This window comes from Janthinobacterium sp. SUN137 (assembly GCF_030587265.1).
Taxonomy (GTDB): Bacteria; Pseudomonadota; Gammaproteobacteria; order Burkholderiales; family Burkholderiaceae_D; genus Janthinobacterium; species Janthinobacterium kumbetense.
The window spans coordinates 112,122-133,034 of record NZ_JAPWHZ010000007.1; the positions used below are offsets into that span (position 1 = coordinate 112,122).

At 63.5% G+C, this 20,913-nt stretch carries 17 protein-coding genes and 4 tRNA genes; 13 read left to right on the forward strand and 8 right to left on the reverse strand.

The features are described 5' to 3' along the window. The first annotated feature begins 119 nt into the window (after positions 1-119). The 11 genes from O3298_RS28295 (at position 120) to ahpF (ending at position 13,178) form a co-directional block, all read left to right on the forward strand. Positions 120-1,001, forward strand: coding sequence for an EamA family transporter (locus tag O3298_RS28295; RefSeq protein ID WP_289900535.1), 882 nt, complete (start codon positions 120-122; stop codon positions 999-1,001). A gap of 208 nt (positions 1,002-1,209) precedes the next feature. Continuing rightward, complete coding sequence (locus O3298_RS28300; protein WP_369811642.1) at positions 1,210-2,169, forward strand: sugar ABC transporter substrate-binding protein; 960 nt, start codon at positions 1,210-1,212, stop codon at positions 2,167-2,169. Positions 2,170-2,253: 84 nt separating this feature from the next. Then, on the forward strand, positions 2,254-3,804 hold the full coding sequence (locus O3298_RS28305) for a sugar ABC transporter ATP-binding protein (protein ID WP_305061111.1): 1,551 nt from the start codon (positions 2,254-2,256) through the stop codon (positions 3,802-3,804). An 18-nt stretch (positions 3,805-3,822) separates the two neighbouring features. Further along, positions 3,823-4,794 carry an ABC transporter permease gene (locus O3298_RS28310; protein WP_305061112.1) on the forward strand — a complete coding sequence of 324 codons (972 nt, stop codon included), beginning with the start codon at positions 3,823-3,825 and terminating at the stop codon, positions 4,792-4,794. A gap of 12 nt (positions 4,795-4,806) precedes the next feature. Further along, complete coding sequence (locus O3298_RS28315; protein WP_305061113.1) at positions 4,807-5,865, forward strand: LacI family DNA-binding transcriptional regulator; 1,059 nt, start codon at positions 4,807-4,809, stop codon at positions 5,863-5,865. After that, positions 5,862-6,770 carry a ribokinase gene (gene rbsK / locus O3298_RS28320; RefSeq protein ID WP_289906992.1) on the forward strand — a complete coding sequence of 303 codons (909 nt, stop codon included), beginning with the start codon at positions 5,862-5,864 and terminating at the stop codon, positions 6,768-6,770. The genes O3298_RS28315 and rbsK overlap by 4 nt, the downstream gene beginning before the upstream one ends. Before the next feature lie 13 nt (positions 6,771-6,783). Then, a complete protein-coding gene (gene rbsD, locus O3298_RS28325) occupies positions 6,784-7,176 on the forward strand; it encodes a D-ribose pyranase (protein ID WP_305054689.1) in 393 nt (130 codons plus the stop codon). A 134-nt stretch (positions 7,177-7,310) separates the two neighbouring features. Further along, positions 7,311-10,154, forward strand: a complete 2,844-nt coding sequence (locus tag O3298_RS28330; RefSeq protein WP_305061114.1) for an EAL domain-containing protein — start codon at positions 7,311-7,313, stop codon at positions 10,152-10,154. Between the two features lie 170 nt (positions 10,155-10,324). Next, positions 10,325-10,717, forward strand: a complete 393-nt coding sequence (locus O3298_RS28335; protein ID WP_099666109.1) for a DUF3597 domain-containing protein — start codon at positions 10,325-10,327, stop codon at positions 10,715-10,717. 195 nt (positions 10,718-10,912) lie between these two features. Beyond that, the gene (gene ahpC, locus O3298_RS28340) at positions 10,913-11,476 is read left to right on the forward strand and encodes an alkyl hydroperoxide reductase subunit C (protein WP_077398190.1); all 564 of its coding nucleotides are present in this window, start codon (positions 10,913-10,915) and stop codon (positions 11,474-11,476) included. A gap of 106 nt (positions 11,477-11,582) precedes the next feature. Next, positions 11,583-13,178, forward strand: a complete 1,596-nt coding sequence (gene ahpF / locus O3298_RS28345; RefSeq protein WP_099666110.1) for an alkyl hydroperoxide reductase subunit F — start codon at positions 11,583-11,585, stop codon at positions 13,176-13,178. Positions 13,179-13,250: 72 nt separating this feature from the next. Here ahpF and O3298_RS28350 read toward each other — a convergent pair whose 3' ends face one another. The 8 genes from O3298_RS28350 to O3298_RS28385 form a co-directional block, all read right to left on the reverse strand. Further along, positions 13,251-13,589 (reverse strand): CzcE family metal-binding protein, encoded by a 339-nt coding sequence (locus O3298_RS28350; RefSeq protein ID WP_305061115.1) that lies wholly within the window; start codon positions 13,587-13,589, stop codon positions 13,251-13,253. Between the two features lie 136 nt (positions 13,590-13,725). Continuing rightward, positions 13,726-14,352, reverse strand: coding sequence for an ATP-binding cassette domain-containing protein (locus O3298_RS28355; protein WP_305061116.1), 627 nt, complete (start codon positions 14,350-14,352; stop codon positions 13,726-13,728). Then, positions 14,343-15,446: a hypothetical protein gene (locus tag O3298_RS28360; RefSeq protein WP_305061117.1), complete on the reverse strand. Its 1,104-nt coding sequence runs from the start codon at positions 15,444-15,446 to the stop codon at positions 14,343-14,345. Before O3298_RS28360 ends, O3298_RS28355 begins: the two co-directional genes overlap by 10 nt. A gap of 105 nt (positions 15,447-15,551) precedes the next feature. Then, positions 15,552-15,628, reverse strand: a tRNA-Asp gene (locus tag O3298_RS28365). Positions 15,629-15,684: 56 nt separating this feature from the next. Then, positions 15,685-15,760, reverse strand: a tRNA-Val gene (locus O3298_RS28370). Positions 15,761-15,977: 217 nt separating this feature from the next. Beyond that, positions 15,978-16,054: transfer RNA gene (locus tag O3298_RS28375), tRNA-Asp, on the reverse strand. A gap of 54 nt (positions 16,055-16,108) precedes the next feature. After that, positions 16,109-16,184: transfer RNA gene (locus tag O3298_RS28380), tRNA-Val, on the reverse strand. A 99-nt stretch (positions 16,185-16,283) separates the two neighbouring features. Continuing rightward, positions 16,284-18,455, reverse strand: coding sequence for a S9 family peptidase (locus tag O3298_RS28385; RefSeq protein WP_305061118.1), 2,172 nt, complete (start codon positions 18,453-18,455; stop codon positions 16,284-16,286). Positions 18,456-18,636: 181 nt separating this feature from the next. Between O3298_RS28385 and dinB the strand changes: the two genes are divergently transcribed. Together dinB and O3298_RS28395 are read left to right on the forward strand one after the other, a co-directional pair. Then, positions 18,637-19,821 carry a DNA polymerase IV gene (gene dinB, locus O3298_RS28390; protein WP_305061119.1) on the forward strand — a complete coding sequence of 395 codons (1,185 nt, stop codon included), beginning with the start codon at positions 18,637-18,639 and terminating at the stop codon, positions 19,819-19,821. A 118-nt stretch (positions 19,822-19,939) separates the two neighbouring features. After that, positions 19,940-20,836, forward strand: coding sequence for a recombination-associated protein RdgC (locus O3298_RS28395; protein WP_034754435.1), 897 nt, complete (start codon positions 19,940-19,942; stop codon positions 20,834-20,836). The last annotated feature ends 77 nt before the right edge of the window (positions 20,837-20,913 follow it).

The following is a 20,913-nucleotide window of genomic DNA, read 5'->3' on the forward strand; positions in this document are numbered from 1 at the left end:
AGCCCGGCCATGCCGGGTTTTTTTACGCCGCCGGCCAGGCAGGGGAGGCAGGTATTTATCTTGACATCAAGATAGTTCGCGCCCACACTGGTCTTTTATCTTAATGTCGAGATAGTTTCATGACCTCTTCCTTTGCCCGTCCCGCCTGGGGCGATATTCTGCTCACGGCGCTGGCGCCCCTGATCTGGGGTTCCACGTATATCGTCACGTCCGAACTGCTGCCGCCGCACCGTCCCTTCACGGCGGCCCTGATCCGCGTGCTGCCGGCCGGTCTGCTGTTGCTGCTGCTGATGCGGCGCCTGCCCGCACGGCGCGACTGGGGCCGCGTGCTGATCCTGTCCGCGCTGAATATCGGCGTGTTCCAGGCGCTGCTGTTCGTGGCCGCCTACCGCTTGCCGGGCGGCCTGGCGGCCGTGGTGGGGGCCATCCAGCCGCTGCTGGTGATGGGTCTCGCCTGGGGCGTGGAAGGACGCCGCCCCGCCCGCCTGGCCCTGGGCGCCAGCGTGCTGGGCGTGGCCGGCATGGGCGTCTTGCTGTTGTCGCCACGCACGGTGTGGGAGCCCATCGGCATCGCCGCCGCGCTGGGCGGCACGGCCTGCATGGCGGCCGGCACTTACCTGACGCGGCGCTGGAAGCCGGACTTGCCCGTGCTGGCGCTGACGGGCTGGCAATTGCTGCTCGGCGGCCTGATGCTGGCGCCCGTTGCCTGGCTGGCCGACGCGCCCTTGCCGGCACTGTCCTGGCAGCAAGTGCTGGCCTACGCCTACCTGTGCCTGGCCGGCGCCCTGCTGGCGTATGCCTTGTGGTTCCGCGGCATCGCCCGCCTGTCCCCCGTGGCCGTGTCCTCGCTGGGCTTGCTCAGCCCCCTGATGGCCGTCGTGCTGGGCTGGGCCTTGCTGGGCCAGGCCATGACGGGCTGGTCGATGCTGGGCTTGCTGCTGGTGCTGGCCAGCGTGCTGGCCGTGCAGTGGGCCAGCGCCCGTCCCGCAACAAAGTCCTGACTTCCGCGTATTTCCCTCTGGCAGGCTGATGGCATCAGCCTGCCTGTTTCCCTCTGAACGCTCCCTTTTTGCTGCACCGCACATACAGTTTTGCTTGCACTGATATGGGGCATTGAGGCACTATTCGCTTCGCGCAAACGTTTGCGCGCAACGAATTTCCTAAAAAGCATGCAGTACACGTGCTTGACCAACAACTCTGGAGACGCTCATGACATCCCGTATTCGCCTGAAAATGATTGCCGCCGCTGTCCTGGTGTGTGCCTTGCCCGCCGTGCCGGCGATGGCGCAGACACCTGCCAAACCAAAGGTGGCGCTGGTGATGAAGTCGCTCGCCAATGAATTTTTCCTGACCATGGAAAATGGCGCCAAGGCGCATCAGAAGGCGAATGCTGCCAAGTACGACCTGCTGTCGAACGGCATCAAGGATGAAACGGATACGTCGAGTCAGATCAAGCTGGTCGAGCAAATGATCGTCTCGCGCGTCAACGCGCTGGTGATCGCGCCGGCCGACTCGAAAGCGCTGGTGCCAGTGCTGAAGAAAGCCATCGACGCGGGCATCATCGTCGTCAATATCGACAACAAGCTCGACGCGGGCGCCCTGAAAGAGAAGGGCATCACCGTGCCGTTCGTCGGCCCGGACAACCGCAAGGGCGCCAAGGTCGTCGGCGACTACCTGGCGCAGCAAATCAAGAAGGGCGACCCCGTCGGCATCATCGAAGGCGTGTCCACCACCTACAACGCGCAGCAGCGCACCCTGGGTTTCCAGGACGCCATGACGGCAGCCGGTGCGAAAGTCGTCAGCGTGCAGTCGGGCCAGTGGGAAATCGCCCCCGCCAACACGGTGGCGGCCGCCATGCTGAACGCCAATCCGAATATCAAGGCTTTGCTGTGCGGTAACGACAACATGGCCATCGGCGCCATTTCCGCCATCAAGGCGGCCGGCAAGACGGGCAAAGTGCTCGTCGTCGGCTACGACAACATCAACGCCATCAAGCCGATGCTGGCCGATGGCCGCGTGCTGGCTACCGCCGACCAGTTCGGTTCGCAACAAGCCGTGTTCGGCATCGAGACCGTGCTGAAAGCCCTGGCGCAGAAGAAGAAACAGGCCGAGCTTGGTGGCGTCATCGAAACCAAGGTCGAACTGGTCGCCAAGGGCGCCAAGTCCTGATCGTTTGATCCCGCCGGGGCCGGCGCCCGCTTGCTCACCGAGCAGGCGGCGCCGGCCCCGCCGCCACTACCGCGGAGTTTTATCATGCCCACCGACATTCCACCGGCGCCAGCCGCCATCCCCTTGTTAACGCTCGATAACATCGGCAAGTCCTATGTCGGCCCCGTCCTCGGTGGCGTGGGCCTGCGCTTCGCCCCTGGCCAGGTGCTGGCGCTGACGGGCGAGAACGGCGCAGGCAAGAGCACCTTGTCGAAGATCATCTGCGGCCTGGAGCAAGCCACCACGGGCACGATGCTGCTCGACGGCAAGCCTTACCAGCCCGCCTCGCGCGGCGCCGCCGAGGCGCTGGGCATCCGCATGGTGATGCAGGAACTCAACCTGATTCCCACCCTGTCGATCGCGGAAAACCTGTACCTGAAGAATTTGCCGCAGCGTTTCGGCTTCATCGACCGTACGCGCCTTGAGCGCGACGCGCGCGAACAGATGGAAAAAGTGGGATTGGGCGGCCTCGACCCGTGGACCTTGGTCGGCGAGCTGGGCATCGGCCACCAGCAAATGATCGAGATCGCGCGCAATTTAATTGGCGCCTGCCGCCTGCTGGTGCTCGATGAACCGACGGCCATGCTGACGCACCGCGAAGTGGAATTGCTGTTCCTGCAAATCGAACGCCTGAAGGCCGAAGGCGTGTGCATCATCTATATTTCGCACCGCCTGGAAGAACTCAAGCGCGTGGCGGACCGCATCGCTGTGCTGCGCGACGGCCAGCTCGTGTGCGACGACGATATCGCGGGCCACTCCGCAGCCGACCTGGTCAGCCTGATGGTGGGCCGCTCGGCCGACGACGCCGTCGACCTGAGCGGGCGAACCATCGGCGCACCGCTGCTGCGCGTGCGGGGCCTGGCGCGCGGCAAGGTGGTCAACCCCACCTCGTTCGACTTGCGCGCCGGCGAAATCCTCGGCATCGCCGGCTTGATCGGCTCGGGCCGCACGGAATTGCTGCGCCTGATTTTCGGCGCCGACCGCGCCGACGCCGGTGACGTGTTCCTCGGCGACAGCGCAACGCCCGCCGCCTTGCACTCGCCGCAGGCCGCCGTGCAAGCGGGCATCGCCATGATCACGGAAGACCGCAAGGGCCAAGGCTTGCTGCTGCGCCAGTCCATCGCCGTCAACACGACCTTGGCCTCGCTCGACACCGTCAGCGGCGCTGGCTGGCTCAACGACGCGGCCGAAGCGACGGTGGCCGACGACTATATCCAGCGCCTGGGCATCCGCTCGCGCAACAGCGCGCAAACGGTGGCGGAATTGTCCGGCGGCAACCAGCAAAAGGTGGTGATCGCCCGCTGGCTGTACCGCGACTGCCCCGTCATGCTGTTCGACGAGCCTACGCGCGGCATCGATATCGGCGCCAAGTTTGATATTTATCAGGTGCTGGCGGAACAGGCGCGCCAGGGCAAGGGCCTCGTCATCGTGTCGAGCGACTTGCGCGAACTGATGCTGATTTGCGACCGCATCGCCGTCATGAGCGCCGGCAGCATCGTCGACACCTTCGAGCGCGGCGCCTGGAGCCAGGACGCGCTGCTGTCGGCCGCCTTCTCCGGCTATTTGACCCCTAATTCCACTCCAGCTGCGGCCTGATCCGCCGGAAAGATTCCCATGACCACTACCTCTTCCCCATCGTATCTGCAGCGCAGCCTGGCCGACCTGAAAAACTATGCGGGCCTGATCGGCGCCCTGCTGGCCATGTGCGTGTTGTTCTCGTTTGCCAGCGAAAACTTCTTCACGCTCGCCACCCTGAGCACCCTGTCCAACAACATCCCCACCCTGGTGGTGATGGCCGTCGGCATGACGTTTGTGCTGATCATCGGCGGCATCGATTTGTCCGTCGGTTCCGTGATGGCGCTGGCCGCGTCCGTGCTGTCGCTGGCCGTCGTGCACTGGGGCTGGCCCGTGTGGAGCGCGGCCCTGCTGGGCATGTTCGTCGCCGCCCTGTGCGGCGCCACCACGGGCCTCATTTCCGTCGGCTGGCGCATTCCCTCGTTCATCGTCTCGCTGGGCGTGCTGGAAATGGCGCGCGGCATGGCGTATCAAGTGACGAACTCGCGCACGGAATACATCGGCAGCGCCGTTGACGGCATCAGCTCGCCGATCGCGTTCGGCCTGTCGCCCGCCTTCATCGCCTCGATCGCCATCGTCGTCATCGGCCACCTGGTGCTCACGCGCACGGTGCTGGGCCGCCACTGGATCGGCATCGGCACGAATGAGGAAGCCGTACGTTTGTCCGGCATCAATACAAAACCGTCGAAAGTGCTGGTGTTTGCCCTGATGGGCTTTCTGGCCGGCGTGGGCGCACTGTTCCAGGTGTCGCGCCTGGAAGCGGCCGATCCGAACGGCGGCGTGGGCATGGAATTGCAAGTGATCGCCGCCGTGGTGATCGGCGGCACGAGCCTGATGGGCGGCCGCGGTTCCGTCATCAGCACCTTTATCGGCGTGTTGATCATTTCCGTGCTGGAAGCGGGCCTGGCGCAAGTGGGCGTGTCGGAACCCGTGAAACGCATCGTCACGGGCCTGGTGATCGTCGCCGCCGTGGTGCTCGACACCTACCGCCGCCGCGGCGAACGCGCCTAAGCGACGTCGCCCATGGCAACCATCAAGCAAGTGGCGCAGGCGGCGGGGGTGTCGTTTACCACCGTGTCGCACGTCCTCAACAATACCCGCCCCGTCAGCGACGAGGCGCGCCGCGCCGTGCTGGCGGCGGCGGAGCAATTGCATTACGTGCCCAGCGCGCTGGCGCGTTCCTTGCGCAGCCGCAGCACGGGCACCATCGGCCTGATCATTCCCAACAATACGAACCCGTATTTTTCGGAAGTGGCGCGCGGCATCGAGGACAGCTGCTACGCGGCCGGCTACAGCGTCATTTTGTGCAATTCCGATGACGACCCCGTCAAGCAGCGCGATTACCTGAACGTGCTGCTGACCAAGCGCTGCGACGGCCTGATCCTGTCCGCGCTGGCCGACAGCGATGGCGAATTGCTGCGCAAGATGAAGGTGCCGGCCGTGCTGCTCGACCGCGCGCCCAGCGACCTGTCCATCGATGCCGTGGCCGTCGACAACCGCGCCGGCGGCGTGCTGGCCGCGCGCCATTTGCTGGGCCTGGGACGCCGGCGCCTCGCCTGCATCGCCGGTCCCCGCGAAGTGAGCATTTCCAACGACCGCATCGCCGGCGTGCGCAGCGCCATGGCGGACGCCGGCGTGGTCCTGGCCGACGCCCTGTGCCGCCACAGCGATTTTACGAGCGCGGGCGGCTATGCGGCCGCGCTGGACTTGCTGGCGCTGCCGCCAGACCAGCACCCCGACGCCTTGTTCTGCTGCAATGACCTGATGGCCTTCGGCGCCTTGCGCGCCGCCGCCGAGCGCGGTATTGCCGTGCCGGGCGAACTGGCCGTCGTCGGCTTCGACGATATCGACCTGGCCAGCTTCGTGCATCCGGCCTTGACCAGCGTGGCGCAAAATACGCGCGAACTGGGCCGCATCACGGCCGCCTGCCTGCTGGCGCGCATCGCCGACCCCGCCTTGCCGCGCCAGCAGCGCAGCATCGCCCCGGAATTGCACGTGCGCGGCTCCAGCGCGGCCGTCACGCTATCTTCTTCCGCACCTACTTCTTCACCTGCAACTGAACTGATGGGAATGACATCATGATCGTGGTTATCGGCAGCATCAATATGGACCTGGTCTTGCGCGTGCCGCGCATGCCCCTCCCCGGCGAAACCCTGACGGGCGGCGCCTTTCGCACCATTCCTGGCGGCAAGGGCGCCAACCAGGCCGTGGCCTGCGCGCGCCTGAGCGGCAAAGTGGCGGGCGCCCAGCAAGTGGCCATGGTCGGCTGCGTGGGCGACGACGCGTTCGGCGCGACGTTGCGCGCGGCGCTGGTCGGCGACGGCATCATCGACAGCCACATCACCACCTTGCCGGGCGTCGCGTCCGGCATCGCCTCGATTCTTGTCGATGACAATGGCCAGAACAGCATCGTCATCGCCGGCGGCGCCAACGATCTGTTGAGCCCCGCGCACATTGATGCGGCGCAAGGTTTGATCGAACAGGCCGATATCGTCGTGCTGCAGCTGGAAACGCCGATGGCCACCGTCGTGCATGCGATCAAGCTGGCCCGTTCGCTGGGCAAGACCGTGGTGCTGAACCCGGCCCCGGCGGCCAGCTTGCCGGACGGCGTGCTGGAACTGGTCGACTACCTGATACCGAATGAAATCGAAGCGGCCATGCTGGCCGGCGTCAGCCCGGATGGCGCGGATGCCAAGGCGCTGGCCGCCGCGCTGCAAAAGCTGGGCAGCGACAACGTCATCATCACCCTCGGTTCCAAGGGCGTGCATGCGGCCCTGTACGGCGGCGATTACACCTTCCCCGCCGAAGTGGTGCAAGCCGTCGACACGACGGCCGCCGGCGACACCTTCATCGGCGGTTTTGTGGCGGGCCTGGCGTCCGGCATGGACGAGGCGGAAGCGATCCAGCAAGGCCAGCGCGCGGCTGCCTGGAGCGTCACCAAGCCCGGTGCGCAAACCTCGATCCCTCACTTGCACGAGCTGTTCTAACGACACGACGCCCATGAAAAAATCACCGCTGCTCAATATCGCACTGTCGCAACTGATCGCGTCGCTCGGCCATGGCGACATGCTCGTCATCGGCGACGCGGGCTTGCCGTCGCAGCCGGGCGTGCCCCTGATCGACCTGGCCCTGACGCGCGGCATCCCCGGCTTCATCGATACCGTCAACACGGTATTGACTGAAATGCAGGTGGAATACCATTTGCTCGCCAGCGAGTTGCCGCAGCACAATCCAGCCATGGCGGCGCAGGTGACGGCCTTGTCCCTGCCCGATGCGCGCCAGGTGACGCATGAGGAGTTCAAGCAATTGAGCAAGGGCGCGCGCGCCATCGTGCGCACGGGCGAGTGCAGTCCGTACGCCAACATCATTTTGGTGGCCGGCGTCGTGTTCTAGCGCAAACAATGGCGACATTGTTTGCCAAAAACATCAACGCTATTGTCCTCACTGAAATAGTTATCCATTGGCAAAAGGGGCGGCTACAATAGCCTTACCCCTGCCAGCTCGGCAGCTTCCTGTGGTGTTCCGCCATGCCGATGAAAGCCCGCGACGCTTTCCGCCTTGTCTTGCCGCTCGCCGGCAGGCTGGCGCGCGCCTGGCGCGGCTTTGTCTTCCTGCTGCTGTGCCTGCCCACACCAGCCCGGGCGCTGGAACCCGTTACCCTGCAACTCAATTTCACGCACCAGTTCCAGTTTGCCGGCTATTACGCGGCCATCGAGCAAGGCTATTACCGCGAGGCGGGGCTGGAAGTCAGGCTGGTCGAAGGGGGCGGCGGGCCGCTGGCCGAGGCGGCCGTGCTGGCGGGCCAGGCCGAGTATGGCGTGGGCAACAGCACCTTGCTGCTCAGCCGCCTGGCCGGCAAGCCCCTGGTGGTGCTGGCCGTCGTGTTCCAGCATTCGCCCAGCGTGCTGCTGATGCGCCAGCAGGGCGGCGCGCCCGACGTGCGCAAGCTGGTGGGGGCGCCCGTGATGATCGGCGCGGCCGGCGATGCGGCCCTTGCCGCCGATGAAGTGTCGCTGTTCCTGGCGAAAATGGGCGTCGCGCCGCAGCAGATGCGCCACTTGCCGCCCAGCTACCGCATCGAAGATTTGATCGATGGCAAGGTCGACGCCATCGCCGCGTATTCCACCAACGAACCGGACTACCTGGACCGGGCGGGCTTTCCCTATTACCAGTTCACGCCGCGCACGGCCGGCATCGATTTCTACGGCGACAACCTGTTTACCAGCGAGCATGAACTGCGCCGCCATCCCGAGCGCGTGAAAGCGTTCCGCGCGGCCAGCCTGCGCGGCTGGCAATACGCGATGGCGCACCGCGAGGAAATGGCGCAACTGATCCACGTCAAATACAGTCAGCGCCACGACCGCGCGCACCTGCTGTACGAGGCGCAGCAGATGGAATTGCTGCTGCAGCCCGTGCTGGTGGAGCTCGGCTACATGAATCCCCAGCGCTGGCAGCACATCGCCGACACGTATGCCAGCATGGGCGTGCTGCCGCGCAATGCCACGGACAGCCGCGCCTACAAGGGTTTTTTGTACCGTCCCGTGCCGGGCGCCGACCTGGGCTGGTTATACCTGTCGCTGGGCCTGGCGGGCAGCTTGCTGGCCGTGTCGGCGGCCTTTCACTTCAACAACCTGGCACGCGAGCGCCGCCGCACGGAGGAAACCATCCGCCAGGGGGAATTGCGCTTTCGCACCATGTTCGAGGAAGCGCCCATGGGCATCGCCCTGATCGATACCGTGAGCGGACAGTTTCTCGACATCAATCCACGCTACCTGGCCATCAGCGGGCGCAGCCTGGAGCACATGAAGCAAACGAGCTGGATGGAAATCAGCCATCCCGACGATGTGCCCGGCGAGCAGGAGCAGGTGGCGCAGTTGCTGGCGCGCAGTCTGCAGGGATTTCGCCACGCCAAGCGGATCGTCCGGCCCGATGGCGGCGTGGTGTGGGTCGACGCCTCGGTGACGGCCATCGCCACGGCGCGCCATGGCGGCCCGCACCACCTGTGCATGCTGGAAGACGTGACGGACAAGCGGCAAACGGAAGCGCTGATCTGGCAGCAAGCCAACTTCGATACCCTGACGCAATTGCCGAACCGGCGCATGTTCCACGAACGCCTGCGCCAGGCGCTGGCCCAGGGGCGGCGCGATACGAGCCGCGTGGCCATCCTGTTCATCGACCTCGACCATTTCAAGGAAGTCAACGACACCCTCGGCCACCACCAGGGCGATATCCTGCTGATCGAGGCGGCGCGGCGCATCCGCGTGGGCGTGCGCGAGACGGACACGGTGGCGCGCCTGGGCGGCGACGAATTCACGGTGATCCTGTCCGACCTCGATGATCTGCAGCAAGTCGACCGCATCGCGCGGCAGATACTCGACGGCTTGCTGGCGCCATTCCTGCTGGGGCAGGAGCAGGCGTTCGTCTCGGCCTCGATCGGCATCACCCTGTATCCGGACGACGCGGGCACCATCGAGGAATTGCTCAAGCACGCGGACCAGGCCATGTACGTGTCGAAAGGGGCGGGGCGCAACCGCTACAGCTACTTTACGCCCGCCATGCAGGTGGCGGCCGTCAACCGCATGCGCCTGGGGGCGGACTTGCGCACGGCCCTGCGCGAACAGCAGATGCAGCTGTATTACCAGCCCATCGTCGCGCTGCATGGCGGACGCATCGAGAAGGCGGAAGCCTTGCTGCGCTGGCACCATCCGCAACGGGGCCTCGTGTGTCCGCCGGATTTCCTCGCACTGGCCGAAAGCAGCGGCCTGATCGTGGAGATCGGCGACTGGGTGCTGTGCACGGCGGCGGCGCAACTGCTGCATTGGCGTGCGCAGGGCCATGCCATCGGCTTGCCGGGGCTGCAACTGTGCCTGAACCAGTCGTCGCTGGAATTGCAGCGCGAAGTCGAGGCGCCCGGCACCTGGCTGCGCCAGCTGGCGGCGCTCGGTGTGCCGGCCTCGGCCATCGTGCTCGACATGCGTGAAGATGTGCTTTTACCTGGCGGCACCAGCATGGCGCCACGCTTGCAGCATTTGCGCGAAGCGGGCTTGCAGATTGCCCTGGACGACTTCGGCAGCGGCCATGCTTCGCTGACGCAATTGCAGCAATGCGGCATCGATTACCTGAAGCTCGACGGCGTGCTGGTGCGCAAGCTGGCGCCCGGCGCCAGCGAGCTGGTGCTGTGTGAAGCCATCGTCACCATGGCCCACAAGCTGGGCTTGCGGGTGATTGCCGAAGGGGTGGAGACCGATGAGCAGCGCGCGCGCCTGCTGGAGATCGGCTGCGATTTTGCGCAAGGCGAGCTGTTTGCGCCGCCGCTGGCCATCGAAGCGTTCGATGCGCTGCTGCGCGCGCAGCAGCCCTTGCACCCTTGAAACAGGCATCGCCTGCCACCAGATGGCATCCAGGCCTGCGGGACAGGGCTTCCGGCTTGAACGGGCTTATACTCGACGGGCTGGCGCCTGCGCCCGGCTTTGCTGTCACCGGTACCTACACCGGGAGCGCAGGCAGTATTTCTTCCATTCACTCAACTCGAGGTGACCTCATGGGCATTTTCAGCAATATCTACAACAAGATCTTCCACCATTCGTCCGACGCTGCCCCGGCAGCCACGCCAGCCGCCGCTACCGACGCGCCAGCGGCGGCCGCACCGGCTGCTGCACCAGCGGCTGCCGTGCCGGTGGTGGACGTGGAAGTGGTGCTGGTCGACCTGGCCAGCAAGAACGCGGAAAAACTCAATTGGCGCACGTCCATCGTTGACCTGATGAAACTGCTTCAACTGGACAGCAGCCTGGCTTCGCGCAAGGAACTGGCACAAGAGCTGCATTTCACGGGCGACACCAACGATTCGGCCAGCATGAATATCTGGCTGCACCGCCAAGTGATGATCAAGCTGGCGGAAAACGGCGGAAAAGTTCCGGAAGAGCTGAAGAATTAAGAATTGAACACCTGGCGGCGGCAGGGGTATCCACTGTCACCGCTATCCAATCCCGTGGGAACTGCCTATCATGGAGTTCCCATGGCGTCATGATAGCTAAAATTAATTGAAACTATTGTGACAATCAATTTTGCATATGGGTTAAAACCCCTTACACTAGAGTCTTACTGATTCACCACACGAGAGGAAATGACTATGTCGCTGATCAATACCCAAGTTAAACCATTCAAGGCAACCGCTTACCACAATGGCAAATTCGTCGACCTGACGGAAGCGTCGCTGAAAGGCAAGTGGTCGGTATTCGTCTTCTACCCAGCCGACTTCACCTTCGTTTGCCCAACCGAACTGGAAGATCTGGCCGATCACCACGCTGAATTCCAGAAGCTGGGCGTCGATGTCTACGGTATCTCGACCGATACCCACTTCGCGCACAAAGCCTGGCACGACACCTCGGACGCGATCAAGAAAGTGCAATACGCACTGATCGGCGACCCGACCGGCGCCCTGTCGCGCAACTTCGAAGTCATGATCGAAGAAGAAGGCCTGGCACTGCGCGGTACCTTCGTCATCAATCCTGACGGCTTCATCAAAGTGCTGGAAGTGCATGACAACGGCATCGGCCGTGACGCAGCGGAACTGTTGCGCAAAGTCAAAGCCGCTCAGTACGTGGCGAACCACCCAGGCGAAGTGTGCCCAGCCAAATGGACGGAAGGCGCAGCGACCCTGACCCCATCGCTGGACCTGGTTGGCAAGATCTAAGTCTTGAAGCCTTGCAACATCTAGCAGCAAACAAGTAGTTACCGCGATGCCGGACCGGGTGTCCGGCCCGGCATTCGCCTAAATATTTGTAGAAAAGGAAAACATCATGTTAGACGCCACCCTCAAAACCCAACTGAAATCCTACCTGGAAAAAGTGGTGTATCCGCTTGAGTTGGTCGCTTCTCTCGATGACAGCGCAAAAGCCCGCGAGATGAAAGAATTGCTCCAGGAAATAGTCCTGTTGAGCGACAAGATCACGCTGGTCGAGCGCACTGACGCTGGCGTACGGACCCCGTCGTTCAGCATCAACCGCCCAGGCACCGATATCGGCGTGCGTTTCGCCGGCGTGCCGCTGGGCCATGAATTTACCTCGCTGGTGCTGGCGCTGCTGCAAGTGGGCGGCCACACCATCAAGTTCGACGATGCCGTGATCGAGCAGATCCGCAACCTCGACGGCGATTACGAATTTGAAACGTTTATTTCGCTCTCCTGCCATAACTGCCCGGAAGTGGTGCAGGCATTGAATGCCATGGCCGTGATCAACCCGCGCATCAAGGTCACCACCATCGATGGCGGCGTGTTCCCGCAAGAAGTGGAAGCGCGCCAGATCATGGCCGTGCCGATGATGTTCCTGAACGGTGAACACTTCGGCCAGGGCCGCACGAATGTCGAGGAAATCCTCGCCAAGCTCGACACCAACGCCGGCGCCCGCCAGGCCGAGGCACTGAACAAGAAAGACGTGTTCGACGTGCTGATCGTCGGCGGCGGCCCTGCCGGCGCGGCAGCGGCCATCTACGCGGCCCGCAAAGGCATCAAGACGGGCGTGCTGGCCGAGCGTTTCGGCGGCCAGGTGCTCGACACCCTTGCCATCGAGAATTTTATTTCCGTCAAGGAAACGGATGGTCCGAAGTTCGCCATGGCGCTGGAACAGCACGTCAAGGAATACGAAGTCGACATCATGAACACCCAGCGCGCCGCGAAATTGACGCCGGGCAAATTGGTGCAGATCGAAACGGCGAATGGCGCGATCCTGAAAGCCAAGACCGTCATCCTGGCCACCGGCGCCCGCTGGCGCGAAATCAACGTGCCGGGCGAGAAGGAATACCGCAACCACGGTGTCGCCTACTGCCCGCACTGCGATGGCCCGCTGTTCAAGGGCAAGCGCGTGGCCGTGATCGGCGGCGGCAACTCGGGCGTGGAAGCGGCGATCGACCTGGCCGGCCTCGTGAAACACGTGACCCTGATCGAGTTCGGCGCGGAACTGCGCGCCGATGCGGTGCTGCAACGCAAGCTGCACAGCCTGCCTAACGTGACCGTGATCACCTCGGCGCAAACCACCGAGATCCACGGTGACGGCAAGATCGTCAATGGCCTGAGCTACACGGACCGGGTCAGCGGCGAATCGAAGAAGGTCGAGCTGGAAGGCGTCTTCGTGCAAATCGGCCTGGTGCCGAACACGGAATGGCTGAAAGGCACGGTAGCGTTGTCGCGCCACGGCGAAATCGAAGTCGATGCCCGCGGCCAGACTTCGATCCCCGGCGTGTTTGCGGCCGGCGACGTCACCACGGTGCCGTACAAGCAGATCATCATCGCCACCGGCGAAGGCGCCAAGGCAGCCCTGTCCGCCTTTGACCACCTGATCCGCTCGGACGACGAGGAAGTGGTCGAAGAGTCTGCCGCCAAGGAAGCACTGACGGCGTAACTATTGAGCCGTATCAAGAAAAAACCGGAACTGCCGCAAGGGGGTTCCGGTTTTTTTATGTATAGAAGAAACTTAGCTGCCCGCGTACAGCGGATTGCCGGCCACATACACCTGGATGCCATCGACGGGCATGTCCTTCGGCGCGATGTCGGCCAGGGCGAAGACGGTCTTGTTGTTGAAGGTGTGCACGTGCCATGTAAAACGCTGGCCGGCGCGCACGATGGTGACGGTTTCGCCGTGCGTGACGTTGATGTGGCGGGCGTCGGCTTGCAGTTCGATGGTGCGCTGGGCGGCGGCGTGCGGGGCGCTGCTGCCATAGTCGGTAGCCGTGCCCGTGGGGCCCGCGGCGATGGCCGAGGTGGCGAAGGCGGCGCACAAAATCGCCAGGGCGCGGCGGTGGGTGTTCAACATAATAATCTCCAAGAATAAGCCAGGCGCGGTGAATAAGCGCGCCGTGTTATGGGTAATGGCTGCACCGGGATCGCCGGTTTTTGCAACACGGCATCGTAAGCTGTCCTTGGTCGATCTGCAAAGCTGTATTTCCTGTCTATATTTCCAGCGTCGCCGCCAGCGGCACGTCCGGCGCCAAATGGCTGGTCAGCACGATGCATTGGCGCGCCAGGCGGGATGGCTCGGCCAGGCGCGCGCGCAAGTGGGCCATGGCGGCCGCGTCGAGACCGTTGAACGGTTCGTCGATCAGCAGCAGGCGCACCGGCAAGGCCAGGGCCAGGGCCAGTTGCAGCTTTTTATGCTGGCCCAGCGAGAGGGCGGTGATGCTTTGCTGCAAGGTTGATGTCATGGCAAAGGCGTGCAGTTCCGCGTTCAGCAGCGACTGGTCGCTGCCTGGGTACAGGGCCAGGTGCAGGTCGAGAAACTCGTGCACTTGCAGCCAGGGCAGGGCGGGCGTGTCGCCGCCGCAATAGAAGGTCTGGGCACGGTAGGCCAGCGGCATGGCGACGCTGTCGACGTCATCGAGGCGGATGGCGCCGCGCGCGGGCAGCAGGGCGCCGCCCGCCAGCTTCAGCAGGGTCGTCTTGCCGGCGCCGTTCGCGCCGCGCAGCCAGGTGACGCCGGGGCCGAATTGCTGGTTGTAGCCCTGGAAGACGCGGTGCGTGGGGAAGTGAAAATCGAGGTGCTCGAGGTGCAGCACGGGAGTAGGCTGGTTCAATTCCATAATTCGCTTCCGATGGCGCTCAAGGCAAGGATGGAGAAAACGACGAGGGCGACGCGCCCGCGCGGCGTCAGGCGGGGCAGGCCGACGATGGCCAGCAGGGCCGCGCTGGCGGTGAGGGCATAGACGCCGGTCACGCGCCGCTGCAGGGCGGCTGGATCGATGCAATACAGCAAGACGCCAGCGCCCAGCAGCACGGCAAAGGCGGGGAGCAGGCTGGCGGCGCAGGCCAGGCGCGTCAAAGTCGTGCTGGCCAGGGGCCAGGCATCCAATGCAGGGCGCAGCACGGCGATCTGCTCGCGCACGGCCTTGTCGCCCCGGTCCGTCACGATGACCAGGCTGGCGCTGGCCAGCAAACCGAGCAGCGGAGCGGGCACGAGCGGTGCGCGCAGCAGCCAGGCCAGCATGCTGGCGCCAGCCGTGGCCAGCAGCACGCTTTGCTGCAGGCCGATCACGTTTTCATTGCGCCAGAACGGCAGCCAGAACAGCTGGCGCCACAGAAACATCGTGCGCCAGCGGGGCCGTTGCGGCACATAGGCCGTCATCGTGGGCGGGCGCGCCCTGTGTGCGGGGCGTGGCGCGCGCAGGCGTTGCGCCACGATGCGCGCCGTCAGCAGCCACGCCAGCAGCCAGACGGCGAGGGTGGCGGCCATGCCGGGCGCGGCAACGGGGCGCAGCCAGGGCGGCGACTGCAGCAGCCAGATGGTAGCCGAGACGGCATAGGCGAGGCCCAGCGGCAGCATCAGCAGGCCGGCCACGGCGATGTCGGCTTGCCAGCGCAGGTGGCGCGGCAAGGGCAGCTGGCGCAGCCACGCGGCGGTGGCGGCAGGCAACAATCGCTTGCGCAGCAGCCAGGCGGGCAGGCACGTGAGCAGCACTTGCGCCGCCAGCAAGCCCAGGGCCGCTGGCCAGGGCAGATTCATGGCGAGAAATCCGGGCAGGGCGATGACGCTGAGCAGGCCCAGCAGGACGGGACCGGCCAGGAACACGAGAATTTCCATGGAACTGGCCAGGCTGGCGGCAAATTGCAGCAAAGCATGATGGGCCAGGCGCAAGCGCAGGGCGAGGTAGGGGGAAAAGCTGCGGGGCAGGCGCATCAGGCAGGAGCGGCGGAGTCGGCAAGAGCGCTGATTCTAGTGCATTTGCGCTCCCACAATGGGAAAAGCCCTTCGGTTCCAGGAACCAAAGGGCTTTTCTTTTATTGGCGGAGCGGACGGGACTCGAACCCGCGACCCCCGACGTGACAGGCCGGTATTCTAACCAACTGAACTACCACTCCAAGCTCGTATGATCTGTGTTGCTGATCCATGAAGCACTGGATAATTTTCTGTTTGGTGGTGGGTGCTGAGAGGCTCGAACTCCCGACCTACGCCTTGTAAGGGCGCCGCTCTACCAACTGAGCTAAGCACCCGCATACCCAGAAAACTATCCCGACGTTTGTCACCACGTCTGGAAGAGGCACTATTATAGGGGGCGCTATCGTGCTTGTGCAACTATTCTTGAGGGGGAATGGCAGTTTTTTTGCTGAAAAGCGCAAAAATGTTCAGGCGAGAGGGGATGGACGTGTTTTTGGCTTCTGAAATGGGAAAAGCCCTTCGGTTCCAGGAACCAAAGGGCTTTTCTTTTATTGGCGGAGCGGACGGGACTCGAACCCGCGACCCCCGACGTGACAGGCCGGTATTCTAACCAACTGAACTACCACTCCAAGCTCGTATGATCTGTATTGCTGATCCATGAAGCACTGGACAGTTTTCTGATTTGGTGGGTGCTGAGAGGCTCGAACTCCCGACCTACGCCTTGTAAGGGCGCCGCTCTACCAACTGAGCTAAGCACCCGTTGCTTGTCTCAGAAAACCATCCCGACGTTTGTCACCACGTCTGGAAGAGGCGCTATTATAGGACGGGTAAAATCCTTCTGCAAGCGCTTTTTTCACTTTACTCTGTAATGCCCCATTGCGACAGCATCCACGCCATATTGAACGCGTTTTCGGCGATGGCGTTATAGCGGCCCGACGCGCCGCCGTGGCCGGCACCCATATTCGTTTTCAGCAGCAGGGGATTGCTGTCCGTTTTATAGGCGCGCAGCTTGGCCACATATTTTGCCGGTTCCCAGTACATGACCTGGCTGTCGTTCAGGCCCGTCGTCACCAGCATGGCGGGATAATTCTTGCGCGCAATGTTGTCGTACGGCGAGTAGCTGAGCATGTAGTCGTACGCGGCCTTCTGGTTCGGGTCGCCCCATTCCAGGTACTCGCCCGTGGTCAGGGGCAGGCTGGCGTCCATCATGGTGTTCATCACGTCGACAAACGGCACGGCCGCGTGCACAGCGTGGAACAGGTCGGGGCGCATGTTGACGACGGCGCCCATCAGCAAGCCGCCCGCGCTGCCACCCTGGATGATGAGGCGGTTCGGGCTGGTCCATTTTTCGCGCACCAGGTAGTCGGCGCTGTCGATGAAGTCATTGAAGGTGTTTTTCTTCTTCATCAGCATGCCGTCTTCATGCCAGGCTTCGCCCATGTCGGTGCCGCCGCGGATATGTGCCTGCGCATAGATGACGCCCCGTTCCAGCAGGCTGATGCGGCTGATGGAAAAAGTGGCTTCCGTGGAAATGCCGTAGGAGCCGTACGAGTACAGCAGCAGCGGCGCTGAACCGTCGAGCTTGACGCCTTTCTTGTAGACGACCCACAGCGGCACTTGCACGCCATCGCGCGCCTTCACCCACAAGCGCTGCGTGGTGTAGCGGCTGCTGTCGAAGCCGCCGACGATTTCCTGCTGCTTCAGCACCGTGCGCTTGCCGTCCTGCATGCTGACGTCGATGACGGTGGGCGGCGTGACGGGCGACTGGTAGGACATGCGAAATTGCGTGGCGGAAAACTCCGGCGTGCCGGCCGCCGTGGCCAGGTAGACGGGGTCGTCGAATTGCACCGCCTTCCAGTTCTTTTGCGCAAAATCAAAGATGCGGGCGCGGTTCAGGGCGCGTGCCTTTTCCATCACCACCAGGTAGCCCTGGAAGACGTCGATGGACTGGATCACGGCATCCTTGTTGTGCGGCACGACCGGCTTCCAGTTCTTCGGCTGCGGCGCAGAGAATGGCGCGCTGACGACACGGAAATTCTTCGCCCCCTTGTTGGTCAGAATATACAGCTGGCCGTCGCGGTGCTCGATGCCGTAGCGGTGGCCTTTTTCACGTTTCAGCACGGATTGGAACGTGCCTTGCGGCTTGCTCGTTGGCAGCAGCAGCACTTCGCTCGTGTCCGTGCTGCCCGAGGTGAGCACGAAGAATTGCTTGTCGCGCGTGCGGTCCACATGGATGGCAAACTGCTCCACCGGCTCGTGGTAGACCTGTTGCGGCGCACCGCCCAGGGCCAGGCGGAACAAGCGGTCCGAGCGCTTGGTGGTGGCGTCTTCCTGCGCCAGCATCAGGGTGGCGTTATCCGCCGCCCAGGCCAGCGATGTCACGCGCGGCATGCTGTCGCCCAGCAACTTGCCCGTTTTCAAATCCTTGACGTGCAGCTCGTACTGGCGGAAACCCGTCGTGTCGGTGGTGTAGGCCAGCAACTGTTCATTCGGGCTGACGCTAAATGCGCGCACGGCAAAGAATTTGTGGCCTTCGGCCAATTGATTCTGATCCAGCAAGATTTCCTCGGCCGCCTGCGCATCATAGGCGCCACTGGCGCCGACGGGGCGGCGGCAGTGAATCGGGTATTGCTTGCCCGCTTCCACGCGCGTGTAATAGTAGAAATTGCCCTGGCGCGCAGGCACGGACAAGTCCACTTCCTGCATGCGTCCCTTGACTTCCGCATATACCTTGTCGGCCAGCGGCTGGATCGGCGCCGTGACGGCTGCCGTGTAGGCGTTTTCCGCATTCAGGTAGTCGATCACGGCAGGATCGGCTTTCTTTTGCAGCCAGCGGTAGTCGTCCGTGACGACCGTGCCGTGGCGCGTTTCCTGCCAAGCCGTCTTGGCGGCGACGGGGGCGACGGCCGTGGCGATGGTGGTGGTGGCGTCGGCGGCCAGCGCGGATGGCGCCAGCGTGGACAGTAGCAGGGCCGGCAGGATGGATGACCAGACGGACCGGCGACGCAAGGCATGATGTGCTGTAGACAAGGCAACTCCTTTGAATAGTTGTGTCAGGATTGTAATCTTGCTATTGAGAAAAGCAACCGCTGATCGTCGCCATCGGGTCCTGTGCGTTTCAACTTGCATCCGCGGTCATTTCCGGTAATACTGTATGCATGCACAGTATCTTGCCGCAATGAAGGCAAGCCGATCCGCCGCGAGGTGTTTTTTGATTTCATCTGCCCCCACACTTGCCGAAGCACCCGCCGCGCGCCGCTGGATCGCCCACCTGGACATGGACGCCTTCTTCGCTTCTGTGGAACTGCTGAAATATCCGGAATTGCGCGGCGAAGCCGTCGTCATCGGCGGCGGGCGCCTGCAGCAGCCCGTGCTGCAGATTGACGGCACGCGGCAGTTTGCGCGCATGCGCGACTACGTGGGGCGCGGCGTCGTCACCACGTCGACCTATGCGGCGCGCGCGTTTGGCGTGTTTTCCGCCATGGGCATCATGAAGGCGGCGAAACTGGCGCCCGACAGCATCCTGCTGCCGGCCGACTTCGAGGCCTACCGCGAGTATTCGGCCCGCTTCAAGCAAGCCGTGGCCCAGTTGTGCCCCATCATCCAGAACGTGGGCATCGATGAAATCTATGTCGACCTGACGGAACACGGCGCGCAGGCGCCGGCCATGGCGGCGCGCCTGAAGGCGGCCGTGTTCGAGGCGACGGGCCTGTCGTGCTCGATTGGCCTGGCGCCTAACAAATTGCTGGCGAAAATCTGTTCCGACCTGGAAAAACCCGACGGACTCACCATTTTGTCGCCCGAGGATATCGCCACGCGCGTGTGGCCCTTGCCGGCGAAAAAGATCAACGGCATTGGCCCGAAGGCGACGGCCAAGCTGGAAGCCCTGGGCATCATCACCGTCGGCGAGCTGGCGCAAGCCGACCTGGCCATGCTGCGCACGCAGTTTGGCGACCTGTACACGGGCTGGCTGCGCCAGGCAGCGCTGGGCATCGACGAGCGGCCCGTGCAGACGAGCCGGGAAACCAAGTCCGTCAGCCGCGAAACGACGTTCGAGCGCGACTTGCAGGTGGTGCGCGACCGCGCCACGCTGTCGGAAAAGCTGGAAAGCCTGTGCACGCGCGTGGCGGGCGACCTGGACAAGCAGTCGCTGGCGGGGCGCACGGTGGGCATCAAGCTGCGTTTCGAGGATTTCAGCACCGTCACGCGCGACATCACCTTGCCCAGCGCCACGGCGGACGCCGCCGCCATCCTGCGGGCCAGCCGCGATTGCTTGCGGCGCGTGCCATTTGAAAAGAAAATCCGCCTGCTGGGCGTGCGCATCTCGACCTTGTCCGATCCGGCCATCGCGATGCGGCAGGCGCCAGCCCAGGCGGAGCTGTTTCCCGCCCTGTAGCGGCATTCCCCACGCATCAACAACACCGCGCCAGTCCGCGCTTTTGACGGCATTCCCGTGTCGAAAGTGTAGAATGGCGTTCCCCTGGCACTACTGAAACAAACGGAAGACAAAAACTATGTGGTTCAAGAATCTTCAGATTTACCGCCTGCCCGCACCATGGGCCTATACGCCAGAACAACTGGAAGAGGCCTTGTCCTCGAACAAATTTACGCCGGCGACCAGCATGGATCTGATGCGCCAGGGCTGGGATACGCCACGCCCGAATGGCGGCCTGGTCCACGTGGTCAACAAGCAGATGCTGATCTTGCTGGGCACGGAAAAGAAACTGTTGCCAGCCACCGTCATCAACCAGGTGGCCAAGGCCCGCGCCGCCGAGATGGAAGAAGCGCAAGGCTTTGCACCAGGCAAGAAAGCCATGAAGGAATTGAAGGAACGCGTGGCCGACGAACTGCTGCCGCGCGCCTTCAGCATCCGCAGCAACGTCTGGACGTGGATCGACCCCGTCAATGGCTGGCTGGTGGTCGATGCCGCCAGCCCGGCGAAAGCCGATGAAGTCATCAAGCTGCTGCTCAAGGCCGTGGACAAGCTGCCGCTGGAAAGCCTGCGCGTGCAGCGCTCGCCCGTGGCGGTGATGACGGAGTGGCTGCAGGCGGACGATGCGCCTGCCGGCTTCACGGTCGACATGGATACGGAATTGCGCGCCACGGGCGAGAGCAAGGCCACCGTGCGCTACGTGCGCCACACCCTGGAAGCGGACGACGTGCGCCGCCACATCGCGGCCGGCAAGCAGTGCACGCGCCTGGCCATGACGTGGAACGACAAGATTTCGTTCGTGTTGACGGAATCGCTGGCCATCAAGAGCGTCAAGCCGCTGGACGTGATCAAGGAAACGGAATCGAGCACGAAGAACGACGAAGAGCGTTTCGACGGCGACGTGATGCTGATGACGGGCGAGTTGAGCAAGCTGATGGCCGACGTGGTCGAAGCCCTGGGCGGCGAAGCGACTGCATAAGCGCAGTCATGCCGGTACGAAAAAGGAGCTGCGGCTCCTTTTTTTTCGTCCTTCGCCTGGCATGACGGGCGAAGGAC

Bases quoted from the DNA above. Each gene is read 5' to 3' on its own strand.
- rbsD (WP_305054689.1), top strand. From the start codon at position 6,784: ATGAAAAAATCACCGCTGCTCAATATCGCACTGTCGCAACTGATCGCG.
- O3298_RS28315 (WP_305061113.1), top strand. From the start codon at position 4,807: ATGGCAACCATCAAGCAAGTGGCGCAGGCGGCGGGGGTGTCGTTTACC.
- O3298_RS28360 (WP_305061117.1), bottom strand. From the start codon at position 15,446: ATGCGCCTGCCCCGCAGCTTTTCCCCCTACCTCGCCCTGCGCTTGCGC.
- O3298_RS28330 (WP_305061114.1), top strand. From the start codon at position 7,311: ATGCCGATGAAAGCCCGCGACGCTTTCCGCCTTGTCTTGCCGCTCGCC.
- ahpC (WP_077398190.1), top strand. From the start codon at position 10,913: ATGTCGCTGATCAATACCCAAGTTAAACCATTCAAGGCAACCGCTTAC.
- O3298_RS28355 (WP_305061116.1), bottom strand. From the start codon at position 14,352: ATGGAATTGAACCAGCCTACTCCCGTGCTGCACCTCGAGCACCTCGAT.
- ahpF (WP_099666110.1), top strand. From the start codon at position 11,583: ATGTTAGACGCCACCCTCAAAACCCAACTGAAATCCTACCTGGAAAAA.
- O3298_RS28395 (WP_034754435.1), top strand. From the start codon at position 19,940: ATGTGGTTCAAGAATCTTCAGATTTACCGCCTGCCCGCACCATGGGCC.
- O3298_RS28305 (WP_305061111.1), top strand. From the start codon at position 2,254: ATGCCCACCGACATTCCACCGGCGCCAGCCGCCATCCCCTTGTTAACG.
- O3298_RS28350 (WP_305061115.1), bottom strand. From the start codon at position 13,589: ATGTTGAACACCCACCGCCGCGCCCTGGCGATTTTGTGCGCCGCCTTC.
- O3298_RS28310 (WP_305061112.1), top strand. From the start codon at position 3,823: ATGACCACTACCTCTTCCCCATCGTATCTGCAGCGCAGCCTGGCCGAC.
- rbsK (WP_289906992.1), top strand. From the start codon at position 5,862: ATGATCGTGGTTATCGGCAGCATCAATATGGACCTGGTCTTGCGCGTG.
- O3298_RS28300 (WP_369811642.1), top strand. From the start codon at position 1,210: ATGACATCCCGTATTCGCCTGAAAATGATTGCCGCCGCTGTCCTGGTG.
- O3298_RS28295 (WP_289900535.1), top strand. From the start codon at position 120: ATGACCTCTTCCTTTGCCCGTCCCGCCTGGGGCGATATTCTGCTCACG.
- O3298_RS28335 (WP_099666109.1), top strand. From the start codon at position 10,325: ATGGGCATTTTCAGCAATATCTACAACAAGATCTTCCACCATTCGTCC.